The following is a 26,882-nucleotide window of genomic DNA, read 5'->3' as shown; positions in this document are numbered from 1 at the left end:
GTGCCCGCATAACGAACAACCCCCGCCAGGTGCTGGAACACCTGCGGGGGTTTGACCCACGAGACCGGCAAGGACCCGATCCCGTGGTTTGACCTACGAGACCGGCAAGGACCCGATCCCGTGGCTGAAGCCAAGCTTAGTGCCCTCCCCCGTCCGCGCACGCATCCCCCCACCCGATGGCCAATCCGGGTTACGGCAAGCGCGCGGCATCGGGCCAACGACCCCGCACGAACCACGACTTCGCGCACCTCCCGCCCCGCGAGGCGGCCATCGCCGCGTACGTCGACCGGCTTCCCGAAGGCGCCGACATCTCGGTGAAAACGCTGGCCAAACACCTCCCGTACGGCCAGTGCGCGCTGCGTACGGCCCTCAACCGCATCCAGGCGGCAGGGCACTTACGGCGCGGAAGGGAGCGGCTGGAGACGGCGGACGGCGGCTCGCGCTGGATCACCCGATCGTGGTGGTCCCGTACCGCACGCGACGACGCCTGGTGGGCGGCCTTCACGCGCGGCGACGTACCGGAACCGGGACAGCCACCGGACGAGCGGGCCCGTCCCACCCGCTCCCGGGCCCACATCCTCCTCGCCGCCCTGGGCCGTACGGCCCCGGTCCTGTCCCTCTCCGCCGCCGACTGCGCGGCGCTCGCCCCGCTGGTGGAGGGGTGGTTCGCGCGCGGCGCCACCGACGAGTCCGTGCTCCGCGCGCTGACCGAGGGCCTGCCCACGCCGGTCCACCACCCGGCCGCCCTGGTCCGCCGCCGCCTGGTCGACAAGATCCCCCCGGAACCGGTCCCGCGCCCGCCGCGCCGGGTGCTGGAGTGCGCGGAGTGCGGGGTGCCGGGGCGGCCGGACGCACTGCCGGGGGGTGTGTGCGGCGGTTGCCGGGGCGAACGCGCGCCGACGCACTCCAATGCGCCCCTGCCCGCTTCGGCGGTCCAAGTCCACGCAGCCGAGATCCGCGCTGCGATGTCCCTCAAACGACGAGAAAGGGCACACGTATGACGGCTTCCACGGTCCGACATGACCACTCAGGGGCACGATGGAGGGGAGGAGGCGACGCCATGACCCCTGACACCGAAGAACGCCCGCAGATGTCCGTCGAGGACTTCGAGGAACTCGTCCGCAGGGCTCCGAGGGAGCTGCGGAACCGGCTCGAGTTCCTGGGCGGAAGGCTGTGCATCCGGCACGGGCCGCTCGACGTGGAGGAGTTCGAGGAACTGGCCGCAGCCGCCCCCGAAACCGTGCGGCTTGAGTACGTCAACGGAAAGGTAGTAGTCAAGGCCATGCCGGACGGCAGCCACACGTCGATCTTCATGTGGCTGCTGCGCCAGTGCATGCAGCAACGGCCTGACCTGGACCTCGCGCCCGAGAGGGGCGTCAAGGCCGAGGCCTACCGCAAGGGCCGCGCCATCACGGATGGCTTCCTCGCTCCGGTGGACCACTTCAGGGGCCACGGCAACTGGTCCGACACCGACGGCGCCCTCATGGCCGTGGAGATCACCTCCCACGACCGCGACACCGACCAGCGCGACCGCATCGACAAGCCCGTGGGTTACGCGGCGGCCGGGATCCCCGTCTATCTGCTCATCGACCGCGACAGCAGCACGGTCAGCGTGTACAGCGAACCGAAGGACGGGCGTTACCTCCAGTGCTCCACCCGCCGCTGGGGGGCGACCGTCGAACTGCCGCCTCCGGTGAGCATCACCCTCGACACCGAGAAGCTCAAGGACTACGCCGACTGAGGCTCGTGAAACGCCCGAGGGCGGCACCCCCAGCCGGAAGCTGGGGGCGCCGCCCTCGGTTCGAAGGACAGGCGATCAACCCTCAGGTCGATCAGAAGTCCATGTCACCGCCCGGCATGCCGCCGCCGGCCGGCGCGGCGGCCTTCTCCGGCTTGTCGGCGATGACGGCCTCGGTGGTGAGGAACAGCGCGGCGATGGAGGCGGCGTTCTGCAGGGCGGAACGGGTCACCTTCGCCGGGTCGATGATGCCCTCGGCGATCATGTCGACGTATTCGCCCGTGGCGGCGTTCAGACCGTGGCCGACGGCCAGGTTGCGCACCTTCTCCACGACGACGCCACCCTCGAGACCACCGTTGACGGCGATCTGCTTCAGCGGGGCCTCCAGCGCGATGCGCACGGCGTTGGCGCCGGTCGCCTCGTCACCCGACAGGTCCAGCTTCTCGAAGACCGAGGAGGCCTGCAGCAGGGCCACGCCACCACCGGCGACGATGCCCTCCTCGACGGCCGCCTTGGCGTTGCGGACGGCGTCCTCGATGCGGTGCTTGCGCTCCTTGAGCTCCACCTCGGTGGCGGCACCGGCCTTGATGACCGCGACACCGCCGGCGAGCTTCGCCAGGCGCTCCTGCAGCTTCTCGCGGTCGTAGTCCGAGTCGCTGTTCTCGATCTCGGCGCGGATCTGGTTCACGCGACCGCCGACCTGCTCCGAGGAGCCGGCACCGTCGACGATGGTGGTCTCGTCCTTGGTGATGACGACCTTGCGGGCGCGGCCCAGGAGGTCCAGGGTCGCGTTCTCCAGCTTGAGGCCGACCTCCTCGGAGATGACCTCGCCGCCCGTGAGGATGGCGATGTCGCCGAGCATGGCCTTGCGGCGGTCACCGAAGCCCGGGGCCTTGACGGCGACGGACTTGAAGGTGCCGCGGATCTTGTTGACGACCAGGGTCGACAGGGCCTCGCCCTCGACGTCCTCGGCGATGATCAGCAGCGGCTTGCCGGACTGCATGACCTTCTCCAGCAGCGGGAGCAGGTCCTTGACCGAGGAGATCTTGGAGTTGGCGATGAGGATGTACGGGTCCTCGAGCACCGACTCCATGCGCTCCATGTCGGTCGCGAAGTAGGCGGAGATGTAGCCCTTGTCGAAGCGCATGCCCTCGGTGAGCTCGAGCTCCAGACCGAAGGTGTTGCTCTCCTCGACGGTGATGACACCTTCCTTGCCGACCTTGTCCATGGCCTCGGCGATCAGCTCGCCGATCTGGGTGTCGGCGGCGGAGATGGACGCGGTGGAGGCGATCTGCTCCTTGGTCTCGACGTCCTTCGCCTGCTCCAGCAGGGCGGCGGAGACGGCCTCGACGGCCTTCTCGATACCGCGCTTGAGAGCCATCGGGTTGGCGCCGGCGGCTACGTTGCGCAGGCCCTCCTTGACCAGGGCCTGGGCGAGCACGGTCGCGGTGGTCGTACCGTCACCGGCGACGTCGTCCGTCTTCTTGGCGACTTCCTTGACCAGCTCGGCGCCGATCTTCTCGTACGGGTCCTCGAGCTCGATCTCCTTGGCGATGGAGACACCATCGTTGGTGATCGTGGGGGCGCCCCACTTCTTCTCGAGGACGACGTTGCGACCCTTGGGGCCGAGCGTCACCTTCACGGCGTCCGCGAGCTGGTTCATGCCGCGCTCGAGGCCGCGCCGCGCCTCCTCGTCGAACGCGATGATCTTGGCCATGTGAAGTGGTCCCTCCAGGACTGGGGGTGATTCCTTCGGACCGCGCCCGCGCCCGCGACGGACGGTTCGCCGGCCTCGTGGTTCCTTGCCCCACGTGGCCGCCGGACCTCACCGACCCGGTCCTTCTTTGTCACTCTCACCTTCAGAGTGCTAACGCAATGATTAGCACTCGGCACCCGCGAGTGCAAGCGCCTCGGGGGTGCCGGAGGGCGCGCTCGGCCGTGCGCGAACAGGGGTGCGCGCGAACGGGGGCGCCGGGCATGACGAAGGGCCCGCACCCCGGGAGGTGCGGGCCCTTCGAAGATGAAACAGAAGAACGTCGCTGTCAGCCGACGCGTGCTTCAGCTGGTCGCCAGCCGGACCATGTCCGCCTGCGGGCCCTTCTGACCCTGCGAGATCTCGAAGTCGACCCGCTGCCCCTCTTCCAGGGTGCGGTAACCGTCCATCTGGATCGCGCTGTAGTGGACGAAAACATCCGCACCACCGTCGACCGCGATGAAGCCGTACCCCTTCTCCGCGTTGAACCACTTGACGGTGCCCTGAGCCATGCCTAACTCCCCTATTACTGGCCCTTGCACAGATCCACACTTCGCGGATCCGGGTCAGACCTCACCCCCCAAATCGGTCGGGGGCGTGCGCCGGAACGCGTCGACCGCGGCTGAATGTATCTGTCCAACTGCCGTCTGCAACAGGTCAATCGGACGAGAATTCTGGACGGGAACGGTCCGGAATGTGCGGAGAATTCGCCCGAATTCCGGGCATGTCGGACCCCGCAAAGGCCACAAAAGCCGCATATAACCCGCGTACTTTGGCTACTTCTTGTCGGGTGTGCGGCATGAATCCAGGGCTCGCGACCCGAAGACCGCGACCAAGTGCCCCAACTGTACCGCGCTCAATCACGCAGAATTGCCCCCTCCGCTTCTCTCACGGAGGGGGCAATTCAATGAACAATGCGTAACCGAAGTTACCCAAGGTAACGATCAGCCGCCGGCGACCGCCGGAATGATGGAGACACCGGCACCATCCGGGGTGGCGGTCTCAAGGCCCTGCTCGAAGCGGACGTCGTCGTCGTTGACGTAGACGTTCACGAACCGGCGCAGCTTGCCCTGGTCGTCCAGGACGCGGGCGGCGATACCGGTGTGGTTCTTCTCCAGGTCGGCGATGACCTCGGCGAGGGTGCCGCCTTCGGCGGCCACTTCGGCCTGCCCGCCCGTGTAGGTGCGCAGGATGGTCGGGATGCGAACGGTCACGCTCATGCGAGGCCAGCCTCTCGGAAGGAGTCCAGGGTCGGGCGGATGGTGGCGCTGAGGCCGGTGCCGGCCACCGCGTCGAGGGTCTTGAGCCCATCACCGGTGTTGAGGACCACCGTGGTCTTCGTCGGGTCCAGGACGCCGTCCTTGACCAGCTTGCGGGTGACGCCGACCGTCACACCGCCCGCCGTCTCCGCGAAGATGCCCTCGGTGCGGGCCAGCAGCTTGATGGCGTCGACGACTTCCCCGTCCGTCACGTCCTCCACGGCGCCGCCGGTGCGGCGGGCGATGTCCAGGACGTACGGCCCGTCGGCCGGGTTGCCGATGGCGAGGGACTTGGCGATGGTGTTCGGCTTCTGCGGCCGGACCACGTCATGGCCCGCCTTGAAGGCGGCGGACACCGGCGAGCAGCCCTCGGCCTGGGCACCGAAGATCTTGTACGGCCTGTCCTCGACGAGCCCCAGCCTGATCAGCTCCTGCAGACCCTTGTCGATCTTCGTGAGCTGTGAGCCGGAGGCGATCGGCACCACGATCTGGTCCGGCAGCCGCCAGCCGAGCTGCTCGCAGATCTCGTACGCCAGGGTCTTGGAGCCCTCCGCGTAGTAGGGCCGCAGGTTGACGTTGACGAAGCCCCAGCCCTCGCCGGCCGGGTCGCCGATCAGCTCGGAGCAGAAGCGGTTCACGTCGTCGTAGTTGCCCTCGATGCCGACGAGCTCGCCGCCGTAGACCGCGGCCATGACGACCTTGCCCTGCTCCAGGTCGTGCGGGATGAACACGCAGGAGCGGAAGCCGGCGCGGGCCGCGGCGGCGCCGACGGCACCGGCGAGGTTGCCGGTGGAGGAGCAGGAGAGCGTGGTGAAGCCGAAGGCGCGGGCGGCCTCCAGGGCCTGGGCGACCACGCGGTCCTTGAAGGAGTGCGTCGGGTTGCCGGAGTCGTCCTTCACGAACAGGCCGCCGGTGACGCCGAGTTCACGGGCGAGGTTGTCGGCCTTGACGAGCTCGGTCCAGCCGGGGTTCAGGTTCGGCTTGCCGGCCACGTCGGCCGGGACGGGCAGCAGCGGGGCGTAGCGCCAGATGTTCGCCGGGCCGGCCTCGATGCGGCGGCGCAGCTCTTCGGTGTCGTAGGCGGAGAAGTCGTAGGCGATCTCCAGCGGGCCGAAACACTCCTCGCAGGCGAAGACCGGGCCGAGCGGGACGCGGTGGCCGCACTCGCGACAGCTCAGGGCGGCGGCGGGACCGAGGTCTACGGTGGAGTCGCTGGTGCTTGCAACTGTCTGCACAGCCATGTGAGGCGAGGCCCTTTCTCCTCATCTTCCTCACGACGCATCTCGCCGTGAGACGGATTTGGCACCTTCCCTAGCCAGGAGCCTCGCGGAGAACGAGAACCGGCTGGAGGGTTGCCGGGGCTTCATCGGGCCGTGTCCCTCTGCCCCTCTGGATGAGCGGTATTCGGTTGTGGGCGTGGGCGACCCCGGACATGCGATGGTCACCCGCGTTGTTCAAGACTGTAACCGAAGGCCAGGACAGTTGAGATAGTCGTCCGAACCGCGAGATGGATCACACGGTGCCGCCCGTGCGATCACGAACAGTGAGGAGCCGCAGACCGTGCTGGAAGAAGTCGAGCGCTGGCTGGCCACCCGCTCCTGGTCCGTGGCCGATCACCCGCTCCACCGGATCCTGTGCGCCAAGCAGCGCACGGGCCAGACGATCAGCGTCGTGCTGCCCGCGCTCAACGAGGAGGAGACGGTCGGCGACATCGTCGCGGTCATCCGTCACGACCTCGTGGAACAGGTCCCGCTCGTGGACGAGATCGTCGTCGTCGACTCCGGCTCCACCGACCGCACCTCCGAGGTCGCCGCCGCGGCGGGCGCCCGGGTCGTTCACCGGGACGAGATCCTGCCCCGCATTCCGGCCGTCCCCGGAAAGGGTGAGGTGCTGTGGCGCTCGCTCCTGGTCACCAGCGGGAACATCGTCTGTTTCATCGACGCGGACCTGAGGGAGTTCTCCTCCGACTTCGTCTCCGGGATCGTCGGCCCGCTGCTCACCGAGCCGGACGTGGACCTGGTCAAGGCGATGTACGACCGTCCGCTCGCCGGGTCCGCCGGGCAGGGCGGCCGGGTCACCGAGCTGATGGCCCGCCCGCTGCTGAACATGCACTGGCCGCAGCTGGCCGGTTTCGTCCAGCCGCTCGGCGGCGAGTACGCGGCCCGGCGCAGCCTGCTGGAACAGCTTCCCTTCCCCGTCGGCTACGGCGTGGAGCTGGGCATGCTGGTGGACGCCCTGCACCTGGTGGGACTGGACGCGCTGGCGCAGGTGGACGTGGGCGTGCGCAAGCACCGGCACCAGGACGGGCAGGCGCTCGGCCGGATGGCTGCCGCCATCTACCGCACGGCCCAGCTCCGGCTGGCCCGCGGGCATCTGATCCGCCCCTCGCTGACCCAGTTCGAGCGCGGCGGGGACGGCTTCGAGCCGCGCACGTACTCGGTGGACACCGAGGAACGGCCGCCGATGCTGGAGATCGCGGAGTACGCCGAGCGCAAGGTGGCGTGAACGGCCGTATACGGCCGCGCGCCGGACACAGCCGTACGTTTGAGCGTTTCCGGGCTGGGCTAGGTTGAGGACCATGGCTTCCACGCAGGGTGCTGCCGAGAAGGCTCGGGTGCTGGTCGCGTCCAACCGCGGCCCGGTTTCGTACACGGTGGACGAGGACGAGGGGGCGGGCTCGCTGCGCGCCAGGCGGGGCGGCGGCGGGCTGGTCTCGGGGCTGTCGGCGATCGGGTCGGACGCCCACGCCGTATGGGTGTGCGCGGCGCTCGGCGACGGCGACCGGGAGGCCGTACGGCGTGCGGACGGCGGGCTGCTGCCGGAAGGGGACACCGGCGGGCAGCGGGTGCGGATGCTCGACATCGACGCGGCGGTGCACGCCGACGCCTACAACGGCATCGCCAACTCCGTGCTCTGGTTCGTCCACCACATGCTCTACCAGACCCCGCTGGAGCCGGTCTTCGACGCGGAGTTCCGGCGGCAGTGGGCGTCGTACGAGGCCTACAACCGGGCGTTCGCCGAGGCGCTGGCCGAGGAGGCGGCCGAGGGGGCGGCGGTGCTGGTGCAGGACTACCACCTGTGCCTGGTGCCCGGGATGCTTCGGGCGCTCCGCCCCGACCTGCGGATCGGGCACTTCTCGCACACCCCGTGGGCGCCGCCGGAGTACTTCGGGCTGCTCCCTGACGACATCCGCGAGCAGCTGATGACGGGCATGCTCGGGGCGGACCGGGTGGCGTTCCTGACCCGGCGGTGGGCGGACGCGTTCACGGCGTGCTGTGCGGCGGTACTGGGTCCCGGGAGCCTCGCGGGTACGGCGATCGGGGTGCACGGCCTCGGCGCGGACGGCGACTTCCTGCGGGCCCGCTCGCACGAGCCGGACGTCGAGGAGCGGATGGCGGCACTGCGGGCGGAGATCGGCGAGGGGCGCAGGACCGTCGTCCGTGTCGACCGCACCGAGCTGTCCAAGAACATCGTGCGCGGGCTGCTGGCGTACCGGCAGCTGCTTCAGGACCGCCCCGAGTGGCGTGAGCGGGTGGTGCATGTCGCGTTCGCGTATCCGTCACGGCAGGACCTCGCCGTGTACCGGGACTACACGGCCGCGGTGCAGCGGGTGGCCGAGGAGATCAACTCCCGGTATGGAACGGCCGGTTGGACCCCGGTCGTACTGCACGTCAAGGACGACTTCGCGCGTTCCCTGGCCGCGTACCGGCTCGCCGACGTGGCCCTGGTCAACCCCATCCGGGACGGCATGAACCTGGTCGCCAAGGAGATCCCGGTCGTCTCCGACCAGGGCTGTGCGCTGGTGCTGTCCCGGGAGGCGGGGGCGTACGAGGAGCTGCGCGCCGACGCGTTCGTGGTGAACCCCTACGACGTGCTGGAGACCGCGCGGGCCCTGCACGAGGCGCTGAGCATGCCGGACGGGGAGCGGGCGGAGCGGTCGAAGAGGCTCGCCGCGGCCGCCACCGCGCTGCCGCCCGCCCAGTGGTTCCTGGAGCAGCTGCGCGCGCTCCGGGAGCTTCAGTCCAGCTGAGCGGCCAGCGCCCGCAGGAGGTGTACGACACCGGCGGGGCCGTCGACCACCATGTCCGCGCGCTCCGCCAGTTCCGTGACCTCCGTGCTGCCGCTGCAGACCAGGAGGCCGAAGACGCCTTCGGAGCGGAGTTCCTCGACGGCGGCGAAGGCGGGCAGGTCGCCGAGGTCGTCGCCGGCGTAGAGGACCGCCTCGGCGCCCGTCGTGCGGACGTGGCGGGCGAGCGCCATGCCCTTGTCCATGCCCGGCGGGCGCAGTTCCAGGACCATGCGGCCGGGTTCCACGACCAGGCCGTGCCGGGTGGCGAGGTCGGTGAGGGGGCCGCGCAGCGCCTCGAGGGCGGCCTGCGGGTCGTCGGCGCGGCGGGTGTGCACCGCGACCGCCCGGCCCTTCTCCTCGATCCATGTGCCGCGCCGGGCGCCGGCGCGCTCCAGCACGCCCGGCAGCTCGGCGCGGACGGCCGCCACGCCGGGGTGGGGTGCGGGGGCGGTGACGGCGCCGGTGGCCGCGTCCCAGCGTTCGGCGCCGTAGTGGCCGAGGACGGTGAGGTGCTCCAGGCCGAGGACGCCGTCGAAGCCGCCGTAGCGGACCGCTACGGCGGCGGGGCGGCCGGTGATCACGGCTACGGAGGCCACCTTGGGGGCGAGGGCGGCGAGTGCGGGCACGGCCTCGGGGTGGGCGCGGGCCTGCTCGGGGTCGGCGACGATGGGGGCCAGCGTGCCGTCGAAGTCCAGACCGACAGTCGCCGCGCTCGGCTTGGCGAGGAGCGCGGCGAGTCCGTCCCGGCCGGGCTGAGTGGCTGGGGTCGGCAGAGGATGCATACAGCGACACTATCCAGGGTCGGCCGAACTCACTCCTGAGGCTCCGCCCCTGGACCCCGTTCGCCGGCTCAGCGCTCCGTCCGCCGCACGTCCCGCACCCTCCGCAGGCGGTTCACCGTCACCGGGTCCAGGGCGAGGGCCCGCTCGTCGTCCAGCAGTGCGTTCAGCAGCTGGTAGTAGCGGACCGGGGACAGGCCCAGTTCCTCGCGTATCGCTCGTTCCTTGGCGCCGGGGCCGGAAAAGCCGCGGCGCTCCAGGGCGAGGATGGCCTGTTCGCGGGAGCCGAGTTCCATGGAAGCCACCGTAGCGGCGGGCGCTGACAGGCGGCTCAGCTCTTGCTGCTGTCGGCCGCGCTCGCCGCCGCCTGGAGGCGGGACAGCACGGTGGCGGGGCTGCCGCCGGGGGCGACGGCCTGGCCTATGTTCTGCTTCACGGCCGCGCTGACCGACGCCCACGAGGTCTTGCCGACGGGGTAGAGCTCGGAGGTGGGCAGCTGGTCGAGGAAGGGGTGCAGGGCCTTGTCGGGGGCGGCGCCCGAGTCGCTCATCACGGTCGAGGCGGAGCCGGTGACCGGCAGCAGGCCGTACTCGCGGGAGAAGTCGAGGACGTTCTTCTCGCTGTAGACGAAGTTGAGGAAGTCGCCGATCTGGTCGCGGTGCCCGTTCTGCTTGAAGGCCATCATCCAGTCGGCGACACCCATCGAGGCCCTGGCCCTGCCGTTGCGGCCGGGCATCGGCACCATGCCGAACTTCACGCCCTTCTGCCCGGCCTGCTGGATCAGCGTCGGGTGCCCGTTGAGCATGCCGACCTGGCCGGCGGCGAAGGCGGAGAAGGCGTCCGCGCGATTGAGCTTGCCGGGCGCGACCGGCCCGGTCAGGCCCTTGCCGACCAGGTCGTCCCTGAGCCAGGTGAAGGTCTCGACGTTCTGCGCGGAGTCGATGGTGTAGGTGCCGATGTCGTCGGTGTAGCCGTTGGCATCGTTGTCGCCGGTGGCGCCGCTGAGCAGCCACTGCATGGTCTCGGCCTGGGCCTCCTCGGGCCCGAGCGGCAGCGCGAAGGGGTACTCCACGCCCTTGTCCTTGAGCGCCTTGGCGTCGGAGGCCAGCTCGTCCCAGGTGGTGGGCGGGGTGATCCCGGCCTTGGCGAACAGGGTCTTGTTGTAGAAGAGCACGCGCGTGGAGGCGCCGAAGGGAATGCCGTACTGCGTGTGGTTCCACTGCCCGGCCTCGGAGAGCTGGGAGAGGAAGTCGGCCTGGGTGCGTATGGAGAGCAGGTCCGAGGCCGGGTAGAGCTTTCCGGCGGCCGCGTAGTCGGCGTAGGCACCTATCTGGGCCAGGTCGGGGGCGTGGCCGGCGGCGACCATGTCCTTGACCTTGGCGTCGACGTCGTTCCAGGAGTACACGCTGACGTCGATCTTCACCCCGGGGTGCTTCGACTCGTAGTCCTTGACCAGGGCGTCCCAGTACTTCTTGGAGCTGTTGGCGGCGGAGTCGCCGTAGTCGGCGGCGACCAGTCTCAACGTGACGTCGGAGGAGCCCGTACTCCCGCAGCCGCCGAGGACCGCCGTCATGCCCAGTGCGGACACCACCGCGATCGTTCCTGCCGTACGCCGACGCACCGTCAAAGCCCCAACCCTGTTGTCTGACCGTTCAATATGTGGACCCATAAGGTCTACACCACGCGAGTGGACTAGACCTCTCGCGGGTGGCCGGGCCACACTAGGTGCCGTGGTGAGACATGTCATCGCCCTGGACGTGGGCGGTACCGGGATGAAGGCCGCGCTCGTCGGCGACGGCGGCGAGCTGCTTCACCGCGCCCGCCGCGCCACCGGACGCGAGCGCGGACCGGACGCGGTCGTCGAGACGATCCTCGGCTTCGCCGCCGAGCTGCACGCGTACGGCGCCGAGCGCTACGGCGAGGCCGCCGCCGCTGCCGGCATCGCGGTCCCCGGCATCGTCGACGAGGAGCGGGGCATCGCCTCCTACGCGGCCAACCTCGGCTGGCGGGACGTACCGCTGCGCGCGCTGCTCGCACGGCGGCTCGGCATCCCCGTCGCCCTCGGCCACGACGTGCGCACCGGCGGCCTCGCCGAGGGCCGCATCGGCGCGGGCAAGGGCGCCGACCGGTTCCTGTTCGTACCGCTCGGCACCGGGATCGCGGGCGCCATCGGCATCGACGGCCGGGTGGAGGCGGGCGCGCACGGCTTCGCCGGCGAGATCGGCCATGTGGTCGTACGGCCCGGCGGGACCCCCTGCCCCTGCGGGCAGCACGGCTGCCTGGAGCGGTACGCCTCCGCGTCCGCGGTCAGCGAGGCCTGGGCGGCGGCCTCGCAGGACCCCGACGCGGACGCCGCCGACTGCGCCGAGGCCGTCGCGTCCGGCGACCCGAACGCCGTCCGGGTCTGGCAGGAGGCGGTCGACGCCCTCGCCGACGGCCTGGTCACCGCGCTCACCCTGCTGGACCCGCGCACCCTGATCATCGGTGGCGGTCTCGCCGAGGCGGGGGAAGTGTTGTTCCAGCCGCTGCGGGACGCCGTCCGGCGGCGGGTCACCTTCCAGAAACTGCCGGCCATCGTGCCGGCCGCCCTGGGCGACACGGCGGGCTGCCTGGGCGCGGGCCTGCTGGCCCGCGATCTGCTCGACTCCACCGACCTCGACCCCACCGACCCCTCGGAGGTAACTGCCTGATGGCTCCCAGCTTGGTTCTCGCAGGTGCTCGGGTGGTACTGCCCACGGGGGTGCTGGACGACGGGCGTGTGGTCGTCGAGGGTACGAAGATCGCGGCCGCCGCATCCGGGGACGCCGAGGTGATCGACGTGACCGGCCACTGGCTGGTGCCGGGGTTCGTGGACATCCACAACCACGGCGGCGGCGGTGCCTCCTTCTCCGGCAGCGCCGAGGACATCCTCACGGCCGTCCACACCCACCGCCGCCTCGGCACCACCACCCTGGTGGCCTCCACGGTGACCGACGAGATGGACCTGCTGGTCCGGCAGGCCGGGCTGCTGAGCGAGCTGGCCGAACAGGGGGAGATCGCCGGCATCCACTTCGAGGGGCCGTTCATCTCGCCGTGCCGCAAGGGCGCGCACTCCGAGGAGCTGCTGCGCGACCCGGACCCGGCCGAGGTGCGCAAGCTGATCGACGCGGCGCGCGGCAAGGCGAAGATGGTCACGCTCGCGGCGGAGCTGCCGGGCGGCATCGACTCCGTACGACTGCTCGCCGAGCACGGGGTGATCGCGGCGATCGGCCACACGGACGCCACGTACGAGCAGACGGTCGAGGCCATCGACGCGGGTGCCACGGTCGCCACCCACCTGTTCAACGCGATGCCGGCGCTGAACCACCGCGCACCCGGCCCGATCGCCGCCCTGCTGGAGGACGAGCGGGTCACGGTCGAGCTGATCAACGACGGCACGCATCTGCACCCGGCCGCGCTGGAGCTGGCCTTCCACCGCGCGGGCGCCTCCCGTGTCGCCTTCATCACGGACGCGATGGACGCGGCCGGCACCGGCGACGGCCGTTACATGCTCGGCCCGCTGGAGGTCGAGGTCAGCGAGGGGGTGGCCCGGCTGGTGGAGGGCGGCTCGATCGCGGGCTCGACGCTCACCCTGGACCGGGCGTTCAAGCGGGCGGTGACCATCGACAAGCTGTCGGTCGAGGACACGGTGACGGCCCTGTCCGCCACCCCGGCCCGCCTCCTCGGCCTGTCCGACCGCATCGGCTCCCTGGAACCGGGCAAGGACGCCGACCTCGTCCTCCTGGACGCGGACTTCGGCCTCAAGGGCGTGATGCGACGGGGCGCGTGGGTGGTGATCCCGCCCCAACTGGCCTGATCTGCCCGTCTTTTTCCCGGACGGCGGCCGACTCGTGACTGGGCCGGCCGCCGTCTCTTTGGCATGATCGGGGCCCGGAAACCGATGACAGGCGCGATGACGGGCGCGAGGGACTTCGAGGGAGGTCGGCCGGGGTGATCCTCACGGTCACGCTGAACACCGCTCTCGACCTCACCTATCGCGTGCGGTCGCTACGGCCGCACACCTCGCACCGGGTCTCGGAGGTCATCGAGCGGCCCGGCGGCAAGGGCGTGAACGTCGGCCGGGTGCTGGCGGCGCTCGGGCACGAGGTGACGGTCACGGGGTTCGCGGGCGGCGGGACCGGGCGGGCGATACGCGACCGGCTCGCCGACGTGCCCCTGCTGACGGAGGCACTGGTCCCGGTCGCGGGGGCGAACCGGCGCACGATCGCGATCGTCGACGAACTCTCGGGTGACACCACCCAGTTGAACGAGCCGGGCCCGCAGATAGCGCCGACCGAGTGGGGAGCCTTCCTCGACCGCTACGAGGAACTGCTGCCGTCCGCCTCGGCGGTGGCCCTGTGCGGCAGCCTGCCGCCGGGTGTCCCGGTCGGCGCGTACGCGAACCTGGTCCGGGCCGCCCGCGCCCACGGCGTTTTCGTGTTGCTGGACACCAGCGGCGAACCCCTGCGCCGCGGGGTCGCCGCCCGCCCCGACCTCATCAAACCGAACGCCGACGAGCTGGCCGAACTGACCGGCTCCCACGAGCCGTTGCGCGCCACCCAGGACGCGCGACGGCGTGGGGCACAGTCGGTGGTGGCCTCCCTCGGCGCACAGGGCCTGCTGGCCGTCACTCCGGAGGGCCACTGGCGCGCCACCCCACCCACCCGCGTCCACGGCAACCCGACGGGCGCGGGCGATTCAGCGGTGGCGGGCCTGCTGTCGGGCTTGGTGGAGGGCCTGACGTGGCCGGACCGACTGACCCGGGCGGCCGCCTTGTCGGCGGCGACGGTGGCGGCTCCGGTGGCGGGTGAGTTCGACCGGACTGCCTACGAGGAACTGCTGGGGCGCATTTCGGTGACCGGGAAAGTCAGCGCCGCCTGATCATCCTTTCGTGCGCCGGTCAATTCGTATGGCCGAGCTCCTTCCGGCCGTACCGGGTCTAACTGTCGTTGGTGACGTGACCCGGCTTCAGCTTGACTTTGCTGATCAGGGCGTTGCACTGGTCGCCGGCACCGCAGGAGATGGAGATCGTGTTGGCACCCTGCTTCAGGTCCGGCCACACATACGACCTGGTCCAGCCGTTGGCGAAGTCGCCGTCCTTTGCCTGCCGCCAGTTCTTCATGCCCAGCTTGCTGCCGAACGGGGTGCCGTTGACGGCGACCGTCATCGACTGATCGCCGCCGGTCGCGCTGTAGTACACGAACAGGGTGTACGGGCCGTCCGACGGGGCGTTGACCGTCCAGGTGACGGAGGCGCCGGGCGTGTTCAGCCCCGTCACATAACTGCCGTCGGAGGAGTTCGCGCCCTTGACGTCCGAGGCCTTCGCCGCGCCGCCGGCCGGCTGGAGGGCCGAGGCGTCGGACTGCATCGAGCCGCTCGCCGCCGAGTTGCTCGCAGACGGGCTCGGGGCGTGGCTCTGGGACTGACTCGGCGTGTTGCCCGCCTGGTTGCCGGTTTTCTTGTCGTCGTTGCCGGTGAGCATCGAGACGCCGATGCCTATGACGACCGCGGCGACCACCGCGATCGCGCCGATCAGCAGGCCCTTGGTGTTGGGGCCGCGGCGGGCGGGCGCGGGCAGGGGCGACTGGCGGGTGGTCGGGGCGCCGCCGGGGAGGGTCTCCGGGGCCTGGTAGTGGGCGTTCGGCTGGTGGCCGTAGGCGCCCTGCTGCTGCGGGACGCCGTACTGCGGCTGCGGCTGGCCGTACTGCCGCTCACCGACCGTCCGCACCCTGCTGACCGAGTTCGGGTAGCCGTAACCGCCGGACGGCGGCTGGGCGCCTCTGGCCTGGCCGTCGGCGTACAGATAGCCGAACGGGTCGTCGTCCTCGGGCGTGCTCGGGCCGTTTTCGCCGGGCGTCATCCCTAGGTCTCCTCAGCGGGTGCGGTGGGTGCGGTACAGGTCTGGAAAGGCGAGCCTACCCGCTCTGGCTGGCCCAAACGGGTGACTCGGAGCGCACCAGCTCGCTGACCTGGGCTTCACCCGGCGCGTCGATGCTGTTTGGGACGAGATCGTTTCTCTACGTACATCCGCTCGTCGGCAGACTTCAACACTTCGTCCGCAGTCATGCCGCAGTGTGCCCACCCGATACCGAAGCTCGCGCCCACCCGGACGGCCCGGCCCTCGGCCCGGATCGGCTGGATGATCTCGTTGCGCAGCCGTACGGCGAGGTCCTGGGCGTCGGCCTTGCCGAGGCCGTCGGCGAGGATCACGAACTCGTCGCCGCCGAGCCGGGCGACCGTGTCGCCGTCGCGGACCCCGCGGGTGAGCCTGTGGGCCACCTCGATGAGCACCGCGTCGCCCGCGTTGTGGCCGAAGCGGTCGTTGATCGACTTGAAGCCGTCGAGGTCGCAGAAGAGCACCGCGAGGCCCTTGGTGCCGTCGTCGCGGCCGTCCTCGGGAGCGACCGTGTGGACGTGGTGGTCGAAGGTGTCGTAGCCCTCCGTGCCCGGCCGGAAGTCGAAGCCGTGGCCCGCGGGGGCGTCGAAGGCGGGGTGGCCGTAGGCCGCGTCCAGGGACTCCAGCTCGCCGGCCTGGGCCGGGCGCCGGCACAGCCGGGCCGCGAGGCGTGAGCGCAGCTCGGCGGAGTTCGGCAGGCCGGTGAGGGAGTCGTGGGAGGCGCGGTGGGCGAGCTGCAGCTCGCGGCGCTTGCGTTCCTCTATGTCCTCGACGTGGGTGAGGAGGAAGCGGGGTCCGTCGGCGGCGTCGGCGACGACGGAGTTGCGCAGGGACACCCAGACGTAGGTGCCGTCGCGGCGGCCCAGGCGGAGTTCCGCCCGGCCGCCCTCCGCCGAGGTGCGCAGCAGGGTGCCGATGTCCTCGGGGTGGACGAGGTCGGAGAAGGAGTAGCGGCGCATCGCGGAGGCGGGGCGGCCGAGCAGGCGGCACAGGGCGTCGTTGGTGCGCAGGATGCGGCCGTGCTGGTCGCCGCCCATCTCGGCGATGGCCATGCCGGAGGGTGCGTACTCGAAGGCCTGCCTGAAGCTTTCCTCACTCGCGCGCAGGGCCTGCTGCTCGCGCTCCAGGCGGACCAGGGCGCGCTGCATGTTGGCCCGCAGCCGGGCGTTGCTGATCGCGATGGCGGCCTGGAAGGCGTACATCTGCAGGGCCTCGCGGCCCCAGGCGCCGGGCCGGCGGCCGTTGCGCGGGCGGTCGACGGAGATGACCCCGAGCAGCTCGCCGCAGGAGCCGCCCTGCACGCCCGGCGTGTACATGGGGGCGAAGAGGCGGTCGGAGGGGTGCCACTCGTCCTCGAAGCGGGGCTCGGGCCCGTCCGTGAACCACTGGGGTACGTCGTCGTCGTCGAGGACCCAGCCCTCGGTGTGCGGTATGAAGACCAGGTCGCCCCAGCGCTCGCCCATGTTCAGCCGCCGGTCCCAGGACTCACGGGAGCCGACCCGGCCGGTGATCAGGGCCTCGGCGGCGGAGTTCCCGGAGAACGCGGCGACGACGAGATCGCCGTCGGGGCGTACGAGGTTCACGCACGCCATCTCGTACCCGAGGGCGTGTGTGGCGCCGTCGGCCACGGTCTGCAGTGTGTCCGCCAGACTGCGTGCCGTGTTCATGTCGGCCATGACCTGGTGCAGCTGCCGCAAAGACGCAAGACGGACATATGGCTCCGACTCGGTCTCCATGCTCGCCCTCCCCCCGAGACCTCGAGCGAATCAAGGGTTGTCTTCCGGCGCTTCTCTTGGGTGCCTCTTAGGGTGCTGTTTCAGTTCCCCGCCACTGAATCACAGCGCGCTGCCCACTCGGTACACAGGGTCAACAATTCCTGCCCCTTGTGACTCAAGTCACAGGAGAACGTGAACAATTGAGTGGAGTTTCTGCGTTTGCCCTGCGCGTTTACTGAACGCAAGCTTTGCGAGAGTGCGCATATATGCACGTTCTCTGCGCTCCTCTCTTTCGCCGTACCTCCCGTCGCCGCCCGCCTTCACCGTCCCTCCGTCGCCGTCCCTCCTTCGCTGGTCCTAGGACCCGGCTCGGGCCAAGGGCCGATGCGGCTCGCGCAGAGCGGAGATTAGCGTTTCCGGCGTGCTGAAGACTCCCTCACCCACCGCCACAGCAGCTTCCGGGCATGCTGAGGGGGTGAGCAACGAGGAGTTCCGGGCCGCGATGTCCCGACTGGCCGCCGGGGTCGTCCTGGTGACGGCGCAGGAGCCGCCGCTGGACCCGGACGACCCCGGCGCGCCGGGCGGGGAGGACGTCGGCATGACCGCCACCGCCTTCATGTCGGTCTCCCTCGACCCTCCGCTGGTCCTGGTCAGCCTGCGCGAGGGCGCCCGCATGGACGACCTGCTCGACGAACAGCCCCTGTGGGGGGTGTCGGTGCTCACCGAGAGCCAGCGGCACATCGCGGGCCGCTTCGCGATGAAGGGCCGGATCAGCGACCGCCTGCTCTTCGAGGACATCCCCTACGTCCGCGGCGAGGCCACCGGCGCCCCGCTGGTGGGCGGTGCGCTGGCCACCCTGGAGTGCCGCACCGAGCAGCGGGTGACGGCCGGCGACCACACCCTCGTCATCGGCCGCGTCCTCACCGCGCGCGTCCCCAGCGCGGAGGGCGGTCCGCTGCTGTACTTCCGGGGCCGCTACCGGCAGTTGGGCTGAGCCCGGGTACCGGCGGTGCGCCGGATATTGCGTCGCAGCCGCGCGGGCGGTGTGCCTAGGGTGCGCGGATGACCCCTCACCTGGAAGAAGTCACGCCCGCGAACGTCGACGCCGCGATCGGCATCCGGATCCGCCCCGACCAGGAACACGCGGTCGAGCCGGTCGTGAAGTCCCTGGCCGAGGCGTACGTCCACCCCGCCGGCGTCGCCTGGCCCCGCCTGATCGTCGACGACGGCCGCCCGGTGGGCTTCCTGATGGCCTTCCTCGGCATCGACTGGCACGGCGACGGCAGCGTGCGCCGCTCGGGCCTGTGGCGCCTGAACATCGCGGCGGACGCGCAGGGACGCGGGTACGGCCGCTATGCCGTCGACTCCGTCGCCGACCTGATCCGCCGCAGGGAAGGCAAGGAGATGTACGTGACCTGGCATCCCGGTCCGGACGGCCCCGAGGAGTTCTATCTGCGGCTGGGGTTCCGCAAGAACGGGGAGACGAGCGGGGGACAGACGGTCGGGGTGCTGGAGTTGTGACGAGCCGCGGGATGCCTGAAGCCAACCCTGCTGGAATGCCCCGGAGTTGACGGGGAGGCCGGCCCCAGGCCCACCACCGGGTCTACGCGGGCTCGATGGCCAGAACCGACAGGTCGGCCGGGTTGGTCACGATGTCGATGGTCGTGATGCGGTCGGCGACGAAGGTGAACGTCAGGGCGCGCTCCAGGCGGCCGTCGGCGTACACCACCAGGCCCGTCGCCCCGTCGACCAGCGCGGGACGCGCCACGCGCGCGAGATGCGCGAAGCTCTTCGCACCGGAGGCGACCCGCACCGCACCGGCGGTCAGACCCGCCTCGCTCCGCGCCACGACGTCCGGATCGAGCACCGCCAGCAGCCCGTCGAAGTCACCGTCCCGCGCCGCCGACAGAAAGGCGTCGACCACCTCCCGCTGCCGTACCAGGTCGGCCTCCGGCGCATCCGCACCCCGCACCCGGCGCCGCGCCCGGCTGGCCAGCTGCCGCGCGGCGGCCGGACTGCGCCCGAGGACGCCGCCGACCTCCTCGAACGGCACCCCGAACAAATCGTGCAGCACGAACGCCAGCCGCTCGGCCGGCGAGAGCGTGTCGAGGACGACCAGCAGCGCCACCCCGACCGAGTCCGCGAGCACGGCGTCCTGGACGGGGTCCGGTTCCGCGGAGGGTCCCGGCTGCCAGGTGTCCAGCGGCTGCTCGCCCCTGGAGCGGCGGGAGCGGAGCATGTCGAGGCAGACCCGGCCGACGACGGTCGTCAGCCAGCCCCCGAGGTTGCCCACCTCGCGGGTGTCGGACCGGCTCAGCCGGAACCACGCCTCCTGCACCGCGTCCTCGGCCTCCGCGGCCGAGCCCAGCATCCGGAAGGCGACGGCCCGCAGATGCCCCCGGTAGGCCTCGAACCGCTCGGCGAGAAGGTCGTCGTCACGGTGCTGCTCGTCGTCGCTCATCGGGGGTGCCGGCCTTTCCGTCGTCCGCCATCGCTGGTCCACTGCCTCACTGACGAACGTCGGGCACCAGATGTGACACCGCCATCGGGAGAACGGCCGGCAGCGGATGTGCCGACCGCACGAGCAGAGCCGCAGGCAGCAGATGTGCCGACCGCACGAGCAGAGCCGCGGGCAGCGGATGTGCCGGCGTCACGGGCAGTGCGGCTGGCGCCAGGCTCACGCGTGACAGCCTCACCGGCGAACGGGGGGCGCCGCCGGCAGGGCGGGCCGTGGCTACCGCGGCGGTGTCCCGCCCGTCCGGTCACGTCCAGTCGCGGCCCGAGCGGCCCCGCTTGGTATCGGCGCGCTGCTTCTTCTCCCGGAGGCGGCGTTCGTTGATGCCGCGCGGGATCCGGGTCGGCCGGCGCGGCCTCGGCGGGGGTGCGCTGGCCTCCGCGAGGAGGGAGGCGAGGCGTACGGCGGCGGCCTCGCGGTTGCGCCACTGGGAGCGGTGCTCCGAGGCCCGTACCACCACCACTCCGTCGACGAGCCGGCCCGCGAGCCGCTGGAGCGCCCGCTCCTTCCACACCGAAGGCAGCGCCTCGGTGCGGGCGAGGTCGAAGCGCAGCTCCACGGCCGAGTCACTGGTGTTGACGTGCTGTCCGCCGGGCCCGGACGACCTGGAGAAACGCCACATCAGCTCGGCCTCGGGGAGCGAGACGGAGCCACGGATGACGTAAGGACCGGACATGTGCTCCATGTTCCCGGTCCTGCCGGTTCACGTCACCTGGATTTCCGGACCCGGACCGCGCGCTCGGTGAAAAAAGTGCTCGGTAAAAAAGGTAAAGGGAGCCGGAACCACCGGGACCCCCCTCGACGTTCTTCGTGGTGACGGTAGCTTCAACGGCACTGCACCACACGTAGTCCAAGACATAGTCCAAGGAAAGGACTCCCAACATGGCTGTAAGCCTGTCCAAGGGTGGCAACGTCTCGCTCACCAAGGAGGCTCCGGGCCTGACCGCCGTCACCGTGGGCCTCGGCTGGGACGTCCGCACCACCACCGGCACGGACTTCGACCTGGACGCCTCCGCCATCGCGGTCAACGCCCAGGGCAAGGTCTACTCGGACGCGCACTTCGTCTTCTTCAACAACAAGCAGACCCCGGACAACACCATCGTCCACACCGGCGACAACCGCACCGGCCAGGGCGAGGGCGACGACGAGGCGATCAACGTCAACCTGGCCGCGCTCCCGGCCGACATCGACAAGGTCGTCTTCCCCGTCTCCATCTACGACGCCGAGAACCGCGGCCAGAACTTCGGCCAGGTCCGCAACGCCTACATCCGCATCGTCAACCAGGCCGGCGGCGCCGAGATCGCCCGCTACGACCTCTCCGAGGACGCCGCCACCGAGACGGCCATGGTCTTCGGCGAGCTGTACCGCAACGGCGCGGAGTGGAAGTTCCGCGCGGTGGGCCAGGGTTACGCCTCGGGCCTGGTCGGCATCGCCCAGGACTTCGGTGTGAACGTCTGACGGTCGCTGCGCCGGGCTCCGGCCGCTCTCCAGGAGGGCGGCAGCGCCCGCCCGGCGCCGCGATGAGCGCGGCGCCGGCCGGTGGAAGCCTCCGGTTTCCGGGCGCGGGCTCGCGTGATTCCCGGCGTGCGGAAAAGACGTGCGGAAAACCGGAGGTGGGCCACGGCTCCTCGGGGATAGCTTGCCCCCGTGATTCTCGAGCCCCTCTCCCCCGGCGAGGACATACCGGCCCCGCTGCTGGCCGAACTCACCGCGCTCTACGCATCCAACGGCGAGTTCCACCGGCTCACCGGCGACTTCCCCGACCCGGACGACATACGTCCCGAGCAGGTCGCGGCCACACTGGCCGAGGACTTGTCCGTGCCGGGCGCCGAGGTGCTGCTCGCCCGCACCGAGGAGGGACGCCTCGTCGGACTCGCGGGCACGCTCGCCCATCACCCCCAGCCCGTCGACCCCGACCCGTGGATCGGGCTGCTGATGGTGAACGCGCAGGAGCACGGCAAGGGCTACGGCCGTACCCTCGCGGAACTCGTCGAGAACCGCTTCCGCGCCCGGGGCCGCCGCAGCGCCGTACGGCTCGCGGTCCTGGAGAACAACCCCAAGGCCCTGGCCTTCTGGACCGCCCTCGGCTACGAGGTGATCGACCACCGCCCCGACCGAGCCCACGGCCGCCCCTGCGCCGTGCTGCGCAAGGTGATCGGCGAGGTGTCGCGCACACCGAGGAAGGCGGCCCGGATCGCCGTCGTGGACCCGGACGGCGCGGTGTTCCTGTTCCGGTACGACAATGTCGAGGCCGGCGTCCACTGGGCCCTGCCCGGCGGTGGCCTGGAGGCCGGTGAGTCCCCGCGCGAGGGCGCCCTGCGGGAGCTGGCCGAGGAGACCGGGTGGACCGACCTGGAGCCGGGCCCGCTGCTGTGCACCTGGGAACACGACTTCACGCACACCGGCGTTCCGGTCCGCCAGCACGAGCACGTCTATGTCACCCGAGGCCCGCACCGGGACCCGGCCGGCCCCCGGCTCGCCGCCGCGCACACCGCCGACGGCATCCTCACCTGGCGCTGGTGGACGCGGCAGGAGCTGGCCGAGGCACCCGGGCTGCTGTGGCCGCCGGGGCTCGCGGGACTGCTGGACGCCTGGAAGGGCTGAGCGGGCGGTGGACTGGACGACACTGGCCGGGACGGCACTCGGCGCCGTCGTCGGGGTCGGCTCGACGCTGCTCGCCGACCGGGTCCGCTGGCGGCGCGAGACGGGCGAGCGGGACCGGCGCGAGCGCCGGGACCTCTACGTCACCTGCCTGACCAGGTACCGGCTGGCCTACGAGGACATGCACACGGCCGCGACCCGGCACCGTGAGGCTCCCGCGGCGGAACGCGCTGCCGCCGTGCGGGAGGCGTTCCGTGCCTCGGGCTGTGACGAGGCCCGGGAGGTCGTGCTGATCCGCGCCCCGCAGGAGATGACGGCCGTCGTGGAGGACGTGTACGCCTCCCTGCGGGAGCTGCTGGAGGTGTTCGCCTCGGGCGATCCGGCGCTGGACACACCGGAGTTCCAGGAGCACCGGCTCCGGCACGCGCAGGCCGTGTGGGCGGCCCGGGCGGCGATGCGGGCGGCGCTGGAGCGGGGAGTCTGAGCGCGGAGTCCGAGCGCGGAGTCCGGGCCGGGAGCCGGGGCGCCGCGCGGTGTCACGGATGGGCCGGCTTGCCGTCCCCGTACAGCCAGTCCTTCCATATCTCTGTGAAGTCCTTGTGCGGGGCCTTGTGCTCCACGTACGCGGTGAAGTCGGCGGTGCTCGCGCTGCCGTGGCGGTGGTCGGCGGCCCAGCCCTGGATGATGGCGTAGAACGTGTCGTCGCCGGCCTTCTGCCGGATCTTCTGCAGGATCATCGCGCCGCGCTGGTAGACGGGGGTGTCGGAGATGTGGGCGGCGTTCGACGGTTTCGCGGGCGGGTAGGCCCAGATGGCGTCGTCGTCGCCGTTGTAGAGGTCCATGAAGGTCTGCTGGGCGCTCTTGCCGCCGTGGTCCTCCTGGTACAGCCACTCCGCGTAGGTGGCGAAGCCCTCGTTGAGCCACATGTCCTGCCAGGACTTCGGGGTGACCGAGTCGCCGTACCACTGGTGGGCGAGTTCGTGCACGAGCGTGCTGGTCTCCAGGTGGTCGGCGGGGACGACGGGCCGGTTCTGGGTCTCCAGGGCGTAGTCGGCGGCACCCGGGCCGGCGATGATCGCCCCGGTGGAGGAGAAGGGGTAGGAGCCGAAGTTGTACTCCTCCCAGCCGATGATCCTGGGGAGCTGCGCGAGCACGTCCTTGCTCGCCTTCGCCTGGGTGGGGTCCACGGCGGTCAGGATCGGCAGTCCGTGCGGGCCGGTGCTGCGGGTGATCGCGAAGTGGCCGATGGCGAGCGTGGCGACGTAGCTCGCCATGGGCTGGGCGGTGTGCCAGTGGTAGGTCGTCCGGCCCCCCTTGGTGGACTGGCCCGTCAACTCGCCGTTGGAGACGGCCTGGAGACCCTCGGGGACGGTGACGGCGAGGTCGTAGGACGCCTTGTCGGAGGGATGGTCGTTACCGGGGAACCAGGCCATCGAGCCGACCGGTTCGCCGAGGCCGAGGGCGCCGTCGGAGGTGGGCAGCCAGCCCTCCTCGGAGCCGTCGGGGTCGGTGAGGGTGCGCGGGGTGCCCGAGTAGCGGACGGTGGTGCGGAAGGTCTCGCCCTTGCTCAGGTCGTCGTGCGGGCGGACGGTGAGTTCCTGGCCGGCCCGTTCGAAGCGCGCGTCCTTGCCCTCGACGGTGACCGAGTCCACGTGCAGTCCGGCGAGGTCGAGGTCGAAGGCGGACAGGTCCTGGGTGGCGCGGGCGGTGATGACGGCCGTGCCGGTGAGACGGCGGCCGGCGGGGGTGTAGTCCAGGGTGAGGTCGTAGTGCCCGACGTCGTAGCCGCCGTTGCCGGCCTTCGGGAAGTACGGGTCGCGTACGCCGGAGCCGCCCGGGGTGCCGTGCACACCGCCGCCGCACGCGGGGGTGATGAGGGCGAGGGCGAGCAGGACCGCGGCGGGCGGGACAAGGCGCACGGATCTGGACATGTCAGTGATCTTAAGTGCCGGGGTTCACGTGATCCGCGGGGCCGGAGCCGCTGCTCAGGCGTGACACCATCTCTTCCGTGCTCGACATCGGCTACGCCCTCTCCAACCGCTTCCCGGACCCCCCGCAGACCGACTACCGCCGCGCGGACGTCCACACGCTGCGGCACGACCTGTTCTGCGGTGATGTGTATCTCGCGGACACCGAGACGGACCGGGAGCTGTCCACAGCCTGGGGATGGGTGCCGGTGCTGGACTTCGCATGGGCGCTGTGCGACATCGCCGAGCGGCTGGACCGGGATCCGATGGGCTCCCGCGCCGCCCGGCCGCAGCGGGCGGAACTGGACTTCACCGAGTCCACCGACCGGATGCTGTTCGAGCGCCGCTTCGGCTGGGTCGACATCGCCGCCGACTGGACGCCGGCCGAGGAGTCCCCGCTGTCCTTCTCCCACACCGAACTGCGCCGCGAGGCCCGCGACTTCCTGCACGACCTGATCGCCGACCTCACCGACCTCCACGAGGACCTGGCGGAGAACCCGGCCATCTGGACACTCCAGACCCGCTTTCCCCGCGTGCCGTAGCCCCTACTCCACCCTGATCCCCCACTCCGCCGCCAACACCGGTGCCAGATCCAGCAGTTGCCCCGTGCTGATCACCGCCCCCGACAGCCGGTCCAGACCCCGCACGATCTCCAGCGGGGCGGCCCCGCGCAGGTCCACGTCCTGCAGGGTCGCGCTGCCGAAGTCGGCCTCTCTCAGCGCGCAGTCGACGAACTCCACCCGCTCCAGGCTGGCGCCCGCGAAGTCCGGCTCGACAAGGACGCAGGACTCGAAGACGACGTCCTTGAGGCTCGACTCCCGCAGATTCAGATAGTCGATCTTGCCGCCGCGGACCACGACCCGCTCCAGGACCGCGCCGTGCAGCTGCGTGCCGCCCAGCCGGGCGTCGATCAGCTCCACGTCCCGGAACGTGGACTCGGCCAGGTGCGTGCCCACCCCGCGCAGTCCGGTCAGGACCGAGTCCAGCACTCTGGCCCGGCCCAGCGCCGTCCCGTCCACCGCACAGCCCGTCAGCGCGCAGTCCATGAACCGGGCGCCCACGCCGTCCTGCCCGGTCAGGTCCGCGTCCCGGAACTCCAAGCCGTCGTAGTCCCCGTCCGGCTGCAACTCCCCTTCCGTCCACGGCTCCAGGGGCGGCAGCCGCAACTCCGGCCGCCGCGCGCCCTTCACCCCGGCCCGTCCGGCCGTCTGCCCCGCCCGGCCCGCCGCACGGCCGCCCGTCGCTCTCCTCGCCATGCCCCCCATGCTGCACCCCGCCACTGACAATCCGCCCTGACCTGGGAAAACCCCGGCGATGTCACATTCCGGCCCACCGCACGGTCGTAACCCACACAACCGTGAACCGATCCGGGAACCATCCGGGACCGATCCGAGGGAGAGCCCACAGCCATGCATCACATCACCGTCATCGGCGGCGGCTTCGCCGGACTCACCGCCGCGATCACCGCCGCCGAGGCAGGCGCCAGGGTCACCGTCCACGAGGCCCATCACACCCTGGGCGGTAGGGCCCGCACCGCCGAGGGGCCGTACCGCACCAACGAAGGTCCCCACGCCCTCTACAACGGCGGGCCGCACTGGACCTGGCTCAGGCAGCGGAACCTCATCGGCCCGCTCGCCCCGATCCCGCCGCTGGAGGCGGCCCGGCTGCGGCTGCGCCACCAGGGCATGCTGCGCCGCACCCCGCCCTTCGCGATGCTGAAGCTGCTGCGCCCCGGCGTCCGGCACGCCCCGGTCGACGCCGACTTCCTGAGCTGGGCGACCGGCGTCGCCGGCGAGGAGGGCGCCCGCGCCGCGGCGAACTACGCGGCCGTCGCCCTCTTCCACCACGACCCGGGCGCCCTGTCCGCCGCGTTCGTGCAGGAACTCCTGCGCCGGGCCACCAAGCTGCCGCCCGAGGCGCGCTACCCGGTCGGCGGCTGGGCCTCCCTGATCGACCGGATGGCCGACCGGGCCTGGAACCTGGGCGTGCGGGTCGAGACGCTGTCCCGCGTCGACGCGCTGCCCACCGGCACACCCGTGGTCGTCGCCACCTCCCTGCCCGCCGCCCGGCGGCTGCTCGGCGACGACTCGCTGACCTGGCCGAGCGGCCGTACCGTCCTGCTCGACCTGGCCGTGCGCACCCGGCGCGGCGACCCGTTCATCCTGTCGGACCTCGACGCGACCGGCTGGCTGGAGCGGTGCACGGCGCCGGACCAGACCCTCGCACCGGCCGGCGAACAGCTGATCCAGGGACAGTTCCCGATCGCGCCGGGCGAGTCCCGGGCCGACGGCCTCGCCCGCGCCGAGCAGTTGCTCGACCTGGGCTTCAAGGGCTGGCGGGAGCGGCTGACCTGGCGGCGGGAGGCCGTGGCGGACGGCCGTACGGGCGCGCTGGACCTGCCGGGGCGCAGCTGGCGGGACCGGCCCGCCGTGGATCGCGGCGACGGCGTCTATCTCGCGGGCGACTCGGTCGCGGCGCCGGGCGTGCTGTCGGAGGTGTCCTTCAACAGCGCGGTCACGGCGGTGTCCCTGATCCTGGGCCGGCCCGCACTTGACCTCAAGCGTGCTTGAGG

General features: G+C 71.2%; 27 protein-coding genes and 1 riboswitch. Of the genes, 14 read left to right on the top strand and 13 right to left on the bottom strand.

Annotation, left to right across the window (positions count from 1 at the left end):
• The first annotated feature begins 176 nt into the window (after positions 1 to 176).
• Positions 177 to 1,001, top strand: coding sequence for a hypothetical protein (locus BFF78_RS23415; RefSeq protein WP_069780189.1), 825 nt, complete (start codon positions 177 to 179; stop codon positions 999 to 1,001).
• A gap of 59 nt (positions 1,002 to 1,060) precedes the next feature.
• The gene (locus BFF78_RS23410; RefSeq protein WP_227025916.1) at positions 1,061 to 1,741 is read left to right on the top strand and encodes a Uma2 family endonuclease; all 681 of its coding nucleotides are present in this window, start codon (positions 1,061 to 1,063) and stop codon (positions 1,739 to 1,741) included.
• A 91-nt stretch (positions 1,742 to 1,832) separates the two neighbouring features.
• Here BFF78_RS23410 and groL read toward each other — a convergent pair whose 3' ends face one another.
• The 4 genes from groL to thrC form a co-directional block, all read right to left on the bottom strand.
• Positions 1,833 to 3,455, bottom strand: coding sequence for a chaperonin GroEL (groL, locus tag BFF78_RS23405; RefSeq protein WP_069780188.1), 1,623 nt, complete (start codon positions 3,453 to 3,455; stop codon positions 1,833 to 1,835).
• A gap of 341 nt (positions 3,456 to 3,796) precedes the next feature.
• Positions 3,797 to 4,003 carry a cold-shock protein gene (locus tag BFF78_RS23400; RefSeq protein ID WP_019057200.1) on the bottom strand — a complete coding sequence of 69 codons (207 nt, stop codon included), beginning with the start codon at positions 4,001 to 4,003 and terminating at the stop codon, positions 3,797 to 3,799.
• A 432-nt stretch (positions 4,004 to 4,435) separates the two neighbouring features.
• Positions 4,436 to 4,711, bottom strand: a complete 276-nt coding sequence (locus tag BFF78_RS23395; RefSeq protein ID WP_069780187.1) for a MoaD/ThiS family protein — start codon at positions 4,709 to 4,711, stop codon at positions 4,436 to 4,438.
• Entirely contained in the window at positions 4,708 to 5,991 is a 1,284-nt protein-coding gene (gene thrC / locus BFF78_RS23390) for a threonine synthase (protein WP_069780186.1), read from the bottom strand. Before thrC ends, BFF78_RS23395 begins: the two co-directional genes overlap by 4 nt.
• Before the next feature lie 18 nt (positions 5,992 to 6,009).
• A riboswitch (SAM riboswitch) is annotated at positions 6,010 to 6,150 on the bottom strand.
• A gap of 160 nt (positions 6,151 to 6,310) precedes the next feature.
• Here thrC and BFF78_RS23385 point away from each other — a divergent pair.
• Together BFF78_RS23385 and BFF78_RS23380 are read left to right on the top strand one after the other, a co-directional pair.
• Entirely contained in the window at positions 6,311 to 7,255 is a 945-nt protein-coding gene (locus BFF78_RS23385; protein WP_069780185.1) for a glucosyl-3-phosphoglycerate synthase, read from the top strand.
• Positions 7,256 to 7,328: 73 nt separating this feature from the next.
• Positions 7,329 to 8,780 carry an alpha,alpha-trehalose-phosphate synthase (UDP-forming) gene (locus BFF78_RS23380; protein ID WP_099054917.1) on the top strand — a complete coding sequence of 484 codons (1,452 nt, stop codon included), beginning with the start codon at positions 7,329 to 7,331 and terminating at the stop codon, positions 8,778 to 8,780.
• On the opposite strand, the gene otsB is transcribed toward BFF78_RS23380, so the two are convergent.
• The 3 genes from otsB to BFF78_RS23365 form a co-directional block, all read right to left on the bottom strand.
• Complete coding sequence (gene otsB, locus BFF78_RS23375) at positions 8,768 to 9,601, bottom strand: trehalose-phosphatase (protein WP_069780184.1); 834 nt, start codon at positions 9,599 to 9,601, stop codon at positions 8,768 to 8,770. The two genes, BFF78_RS23380 and otsB, sit on opposite strands and share 13 nt — an antisense overlap.
• A gap of 68 nt (positions 9,602 to 9,669) precedes the next feature.
• On the bottom strand, positions 9,670 to 9,894 hold the full coding sequence (locus tag BFF78_RS23370) for a DUF3263 domain-containing protein (RefSeq protein ID WP_069780183.1): 225 nt from the start codon (positions 9,892 to 9,894) through the stop codon (positions 9,670 to 9,672).
• 35 nt (positions 9,895 to 9,929) lie between these two features.
• Positions 9,930 to 11,219, bottom strand: a complete 1,290-nt coding sequence (locus BFF78_RS23365; protein ID WP_472573266.1) for an extracellular solute-binding protein — start codon at positions 11,217 to 11,219, stop codon at positions 9,930 to 9,932.
• Positions 11,220 to 11,331: 112 nt separating this feature from the next.
• On the opposite strand from BFF78_RS23365, the gene BFF78_RS23360 reads away from it, so the two are divergent.
• The 3 genes from BFF78_RS23360 to BFF78_RS23350 all read left to right on the top strand — a co-directional run bounded on the left by BFF78_RS23360 (position 11,332) and on the right by BFF78_RS23350 (position 14,497).
• Positions 11,332 to 12,288 (top strand): ROK family protein, encoded by a 957-nt coding sequence (locus tag BFF78_RS23360; protein ID WP_193433676.1) that lies wholly within the window; start codon positions 11,332 to 11,334, stop codon positions 12,286 to 12,288.
• Complete coding sequence (gene nagA, locus BFF78_RS23355; protein ID WP_069780180.1) at positions 12,288 to 13,433, top strand: N-acetylglucosamine-6-phosphate deacetylase; 1,146 nt, start codon at positions 12,288 to 12,290, stop codon at positions 13,431 to 13,433. The genes BFF78_RS23360 and nagA overlap by 1 nt, the downstream gene beginning before the upstream one ends.
• Before the next feature lie 134 nt (positions 13,434 to 13,567).
• Complete coding sequence (locus BFF78_RS23350; RefSeq protein ID WP_069780179.1) at positions 13,568 to 14,497, top strand: 1-phosphofructokinase family hexose kinase; 930 nt, start codon at positions 13,568 to 13,570, stop codon at positions 14,495 to 14,497.
• A gap of 58 nt (positions 14,498 to 14,555) precedes the next feature.
• Here BFF78_RS23350 and BFF78_RS23345 read toward each other — a convergent pair whose 3' ends face one another.
• A complete protein-coding gene (locus tag BFF78_RS23345) occupies positions 14,556 to 15,476 on the bottom strand; it encodes a carbohydrate-binding protein (protein ID WP_069780178.1) in 921 nt (306 codons plus the stop codon).
• A gap of 116 nt (positions 15,477 to 15,592) precedes the next feature.
• The gene (cdgB, locus tag BFF78_RS23340) at positions 15,593 to 17,248 is read right to left on the bottom strand and encodes a diguanylate cyclase CdgB (RefSeq protein ID WP_069780177.1); all 1,656 of its coding nucleotides are present in this window, start codon (positions 17,246 to 17,248) and stop codon (positions 15,593 to 15,595) included.
• A gap of 400 nt (positions 17,249 to 17,648) precedes the next feature.
• Between cdgB and BFF78_RS23335 the strand changes: the two genes are divergently transcribed.
• On the top strand, positions 17,649 to 18,221 hold the full coding sequence (locus BFF78_RS23335; protein ID WP_079161437.1) for a flavin reductase family protein: 573 nt from the start codon (positions 17,649 to 17,651) through the stop codon (positions 18,219 to 18,221).
• Between the two features lie 68 nt (positions 18,222 to 18,289).
• Positions 18,290 to 18,748: a GNAT family N-acetyltransferase gene (locus BFF78_RS23330; RefSeq protein ID WP_069780175.1), complete on the top strand. Its 459-nt coding sequence runs from the start codon at positions 18,290 to 18,292 to the stop codon at positions 18,746 to 18,748.
• Between the two features lie 82 nt (positions 18,749 to 18,830).
• Here the strand turns inward: BFF78_RS23330 and BFF78_RS23325 are convergent, their stop codons facing one another.
• On the bottom strand, positions 18,831 to 19,688 hold the full coding sequence (locus BFF78_RS23325; RefSeq protein ID WP_069780174.1) for a sigma-70 family RNA polymerase sigma factor: 858 nt from the start codon (positions 19,686 to 19,688) through the stop codon (positions 18,831 to 18,833).
• A gap of 301 nt (positions 19,689 to 19,989) precedes the next feature.
• On the bottom strand, positions 19,990 to 20,427 hold the full coding sequence (arfB, locus tag BFF78_RS23320; protein ID WP_069780173.1) for an alternative ribosome rescue aminoacyl-tRNA hydrolase ArfB: 438 nt from the start codon (positions 20,425 to 20,427) through the stop codon (positions 19,990 to 19,992).
• A gap of 197 nt (positions 20,428 to 20,624) precedes the next feature.
• Here arfB and BFF78_RS23315 point away from each other — a divergent pair, with 197 nt between their 5' ends.
• The 3 genes from BFF78_RS23315 to BFF78_RS49530 all read left to right on the top strand — a co-directional run bounded on the left by BFF78_RS23315 (position 20,625) and on the right by BFF78_RS49530 (position 22,827).
• Positions 20,625 to 21,200, top strand: a complete 576-nt coding sequence (locus tag BFF78_RS23315) for a TerD family protein (protein WP_069780172.1) — start codon at positions 20,625 to 20,627, stop codon at positions 21,198 to 21,200.
• Between the two features lie 189 nt (positions 21,201 to 21,389).
• Complete coding sequence (locus BFF78_RS23310; RefSeq protein ID WP_069780171.1) at positions 21,390 to 22,346, top strand: bifunctional GNAT family N-acetyltransferase/NUDIX hydrolase; 957 nt, start codon at positions 21,390 to 21,392, stop codon at positions 22,344 to 22,346.
• Between the two features lie 7 nt (positions 22,347 to 22,353).
• The gene (locus BFF78_RS49530; protein ID WP_069780170.1) at positions 22,354 to 22,827 is read left to right on the top strand and encodes a hypothetical protein; all 474 of its coding nucleotides are present in this window, start codon (positions 22,354 to 22,356) and stop codon (positions 22,825 to 22,827) included.
• A gap of 52 nt (positions 22,828 to 22,879) precedes the next feature.
• On the opposite strand, the gene BFF78_RS23300 is transcribed toward BFF78_RS49530, so the two are convergent.
• A complete protein-coding gene (locus BFF78_RS23300; RefSeq protein ID WP_069780169.1) occupies positions 22,880 to 24,274 on the bottom strand; it encodes a M1 family metallopeptidase in 1,395 nt (464 codons plus the stop codon).
• Positions 24,275 to 24,351: 77 nt separating this feature from the next.
• On the opposite strand from BFF78_RS23300, the gene BFF78_RS23295 reads away from it, so the two are divergent.
• Complete coding sequence (locus tag BFF78_RS23295; protein ID WP_069780168.1) at positions 24,352 to 24,852, top strand: hypothetical protein; 501 nt, start codon at positions 24,352 to 24,354, stop codon at positions 24,850 to 24,852.
• A 3-nt stretch (positions 24,853 to 24,855) separates the two neighbouring features.
• Here BFF78_RS23295 and BFF78_RS23290 read toward each other — a convergent pair whose 3' ends face one another.
• Positions 24,856 to 25,566: a pentapeptide repeat-containing protein gene (locus BFF78_RS23290; RefSeq protein WP_099054916.1), complete on the bottom strand. Its 711-nt coding sequence runs from the start codon at positions 25,564 to 25,566 to the stop codon at positions 24,856 to 24,858.
• A gap of 153 nt (positions 25,567 to 25,719) precedes the next feature.
• Here BFF78_RS23290 and BFF78_RS23285 point away from each other — a divergent pair, with 153 nt between their 5' ends.
• Positions 25,720 to 26,880, top strand: a complete 1,161-nt coding sequence (locus tag BFF78_RS23285; protein ID WP_069780166.1) for an NAD(P)-binding protein — start codon at positions 25,720 to 25,722, stop codon at positions 26,878 to 26,880.
• The last annotated feature ends 2 nt before the right edge of the window (positions 26,881 to 26,882 follow it).

It is taken from the genome of Streptomyces fodineus (genome assembly GCF_001735805.1).
Classification (GTDB): Bacteria; Actinomycetota; Actinomycetes; order Streptomycetales; family Streptomycetaceae; genus Streptomyces; species Streptomyces fodineus.
Note: the sequence above shows the minus strand (reverse complement) of the source record. Positions and strands in the feature narration are given on the sequence as shown.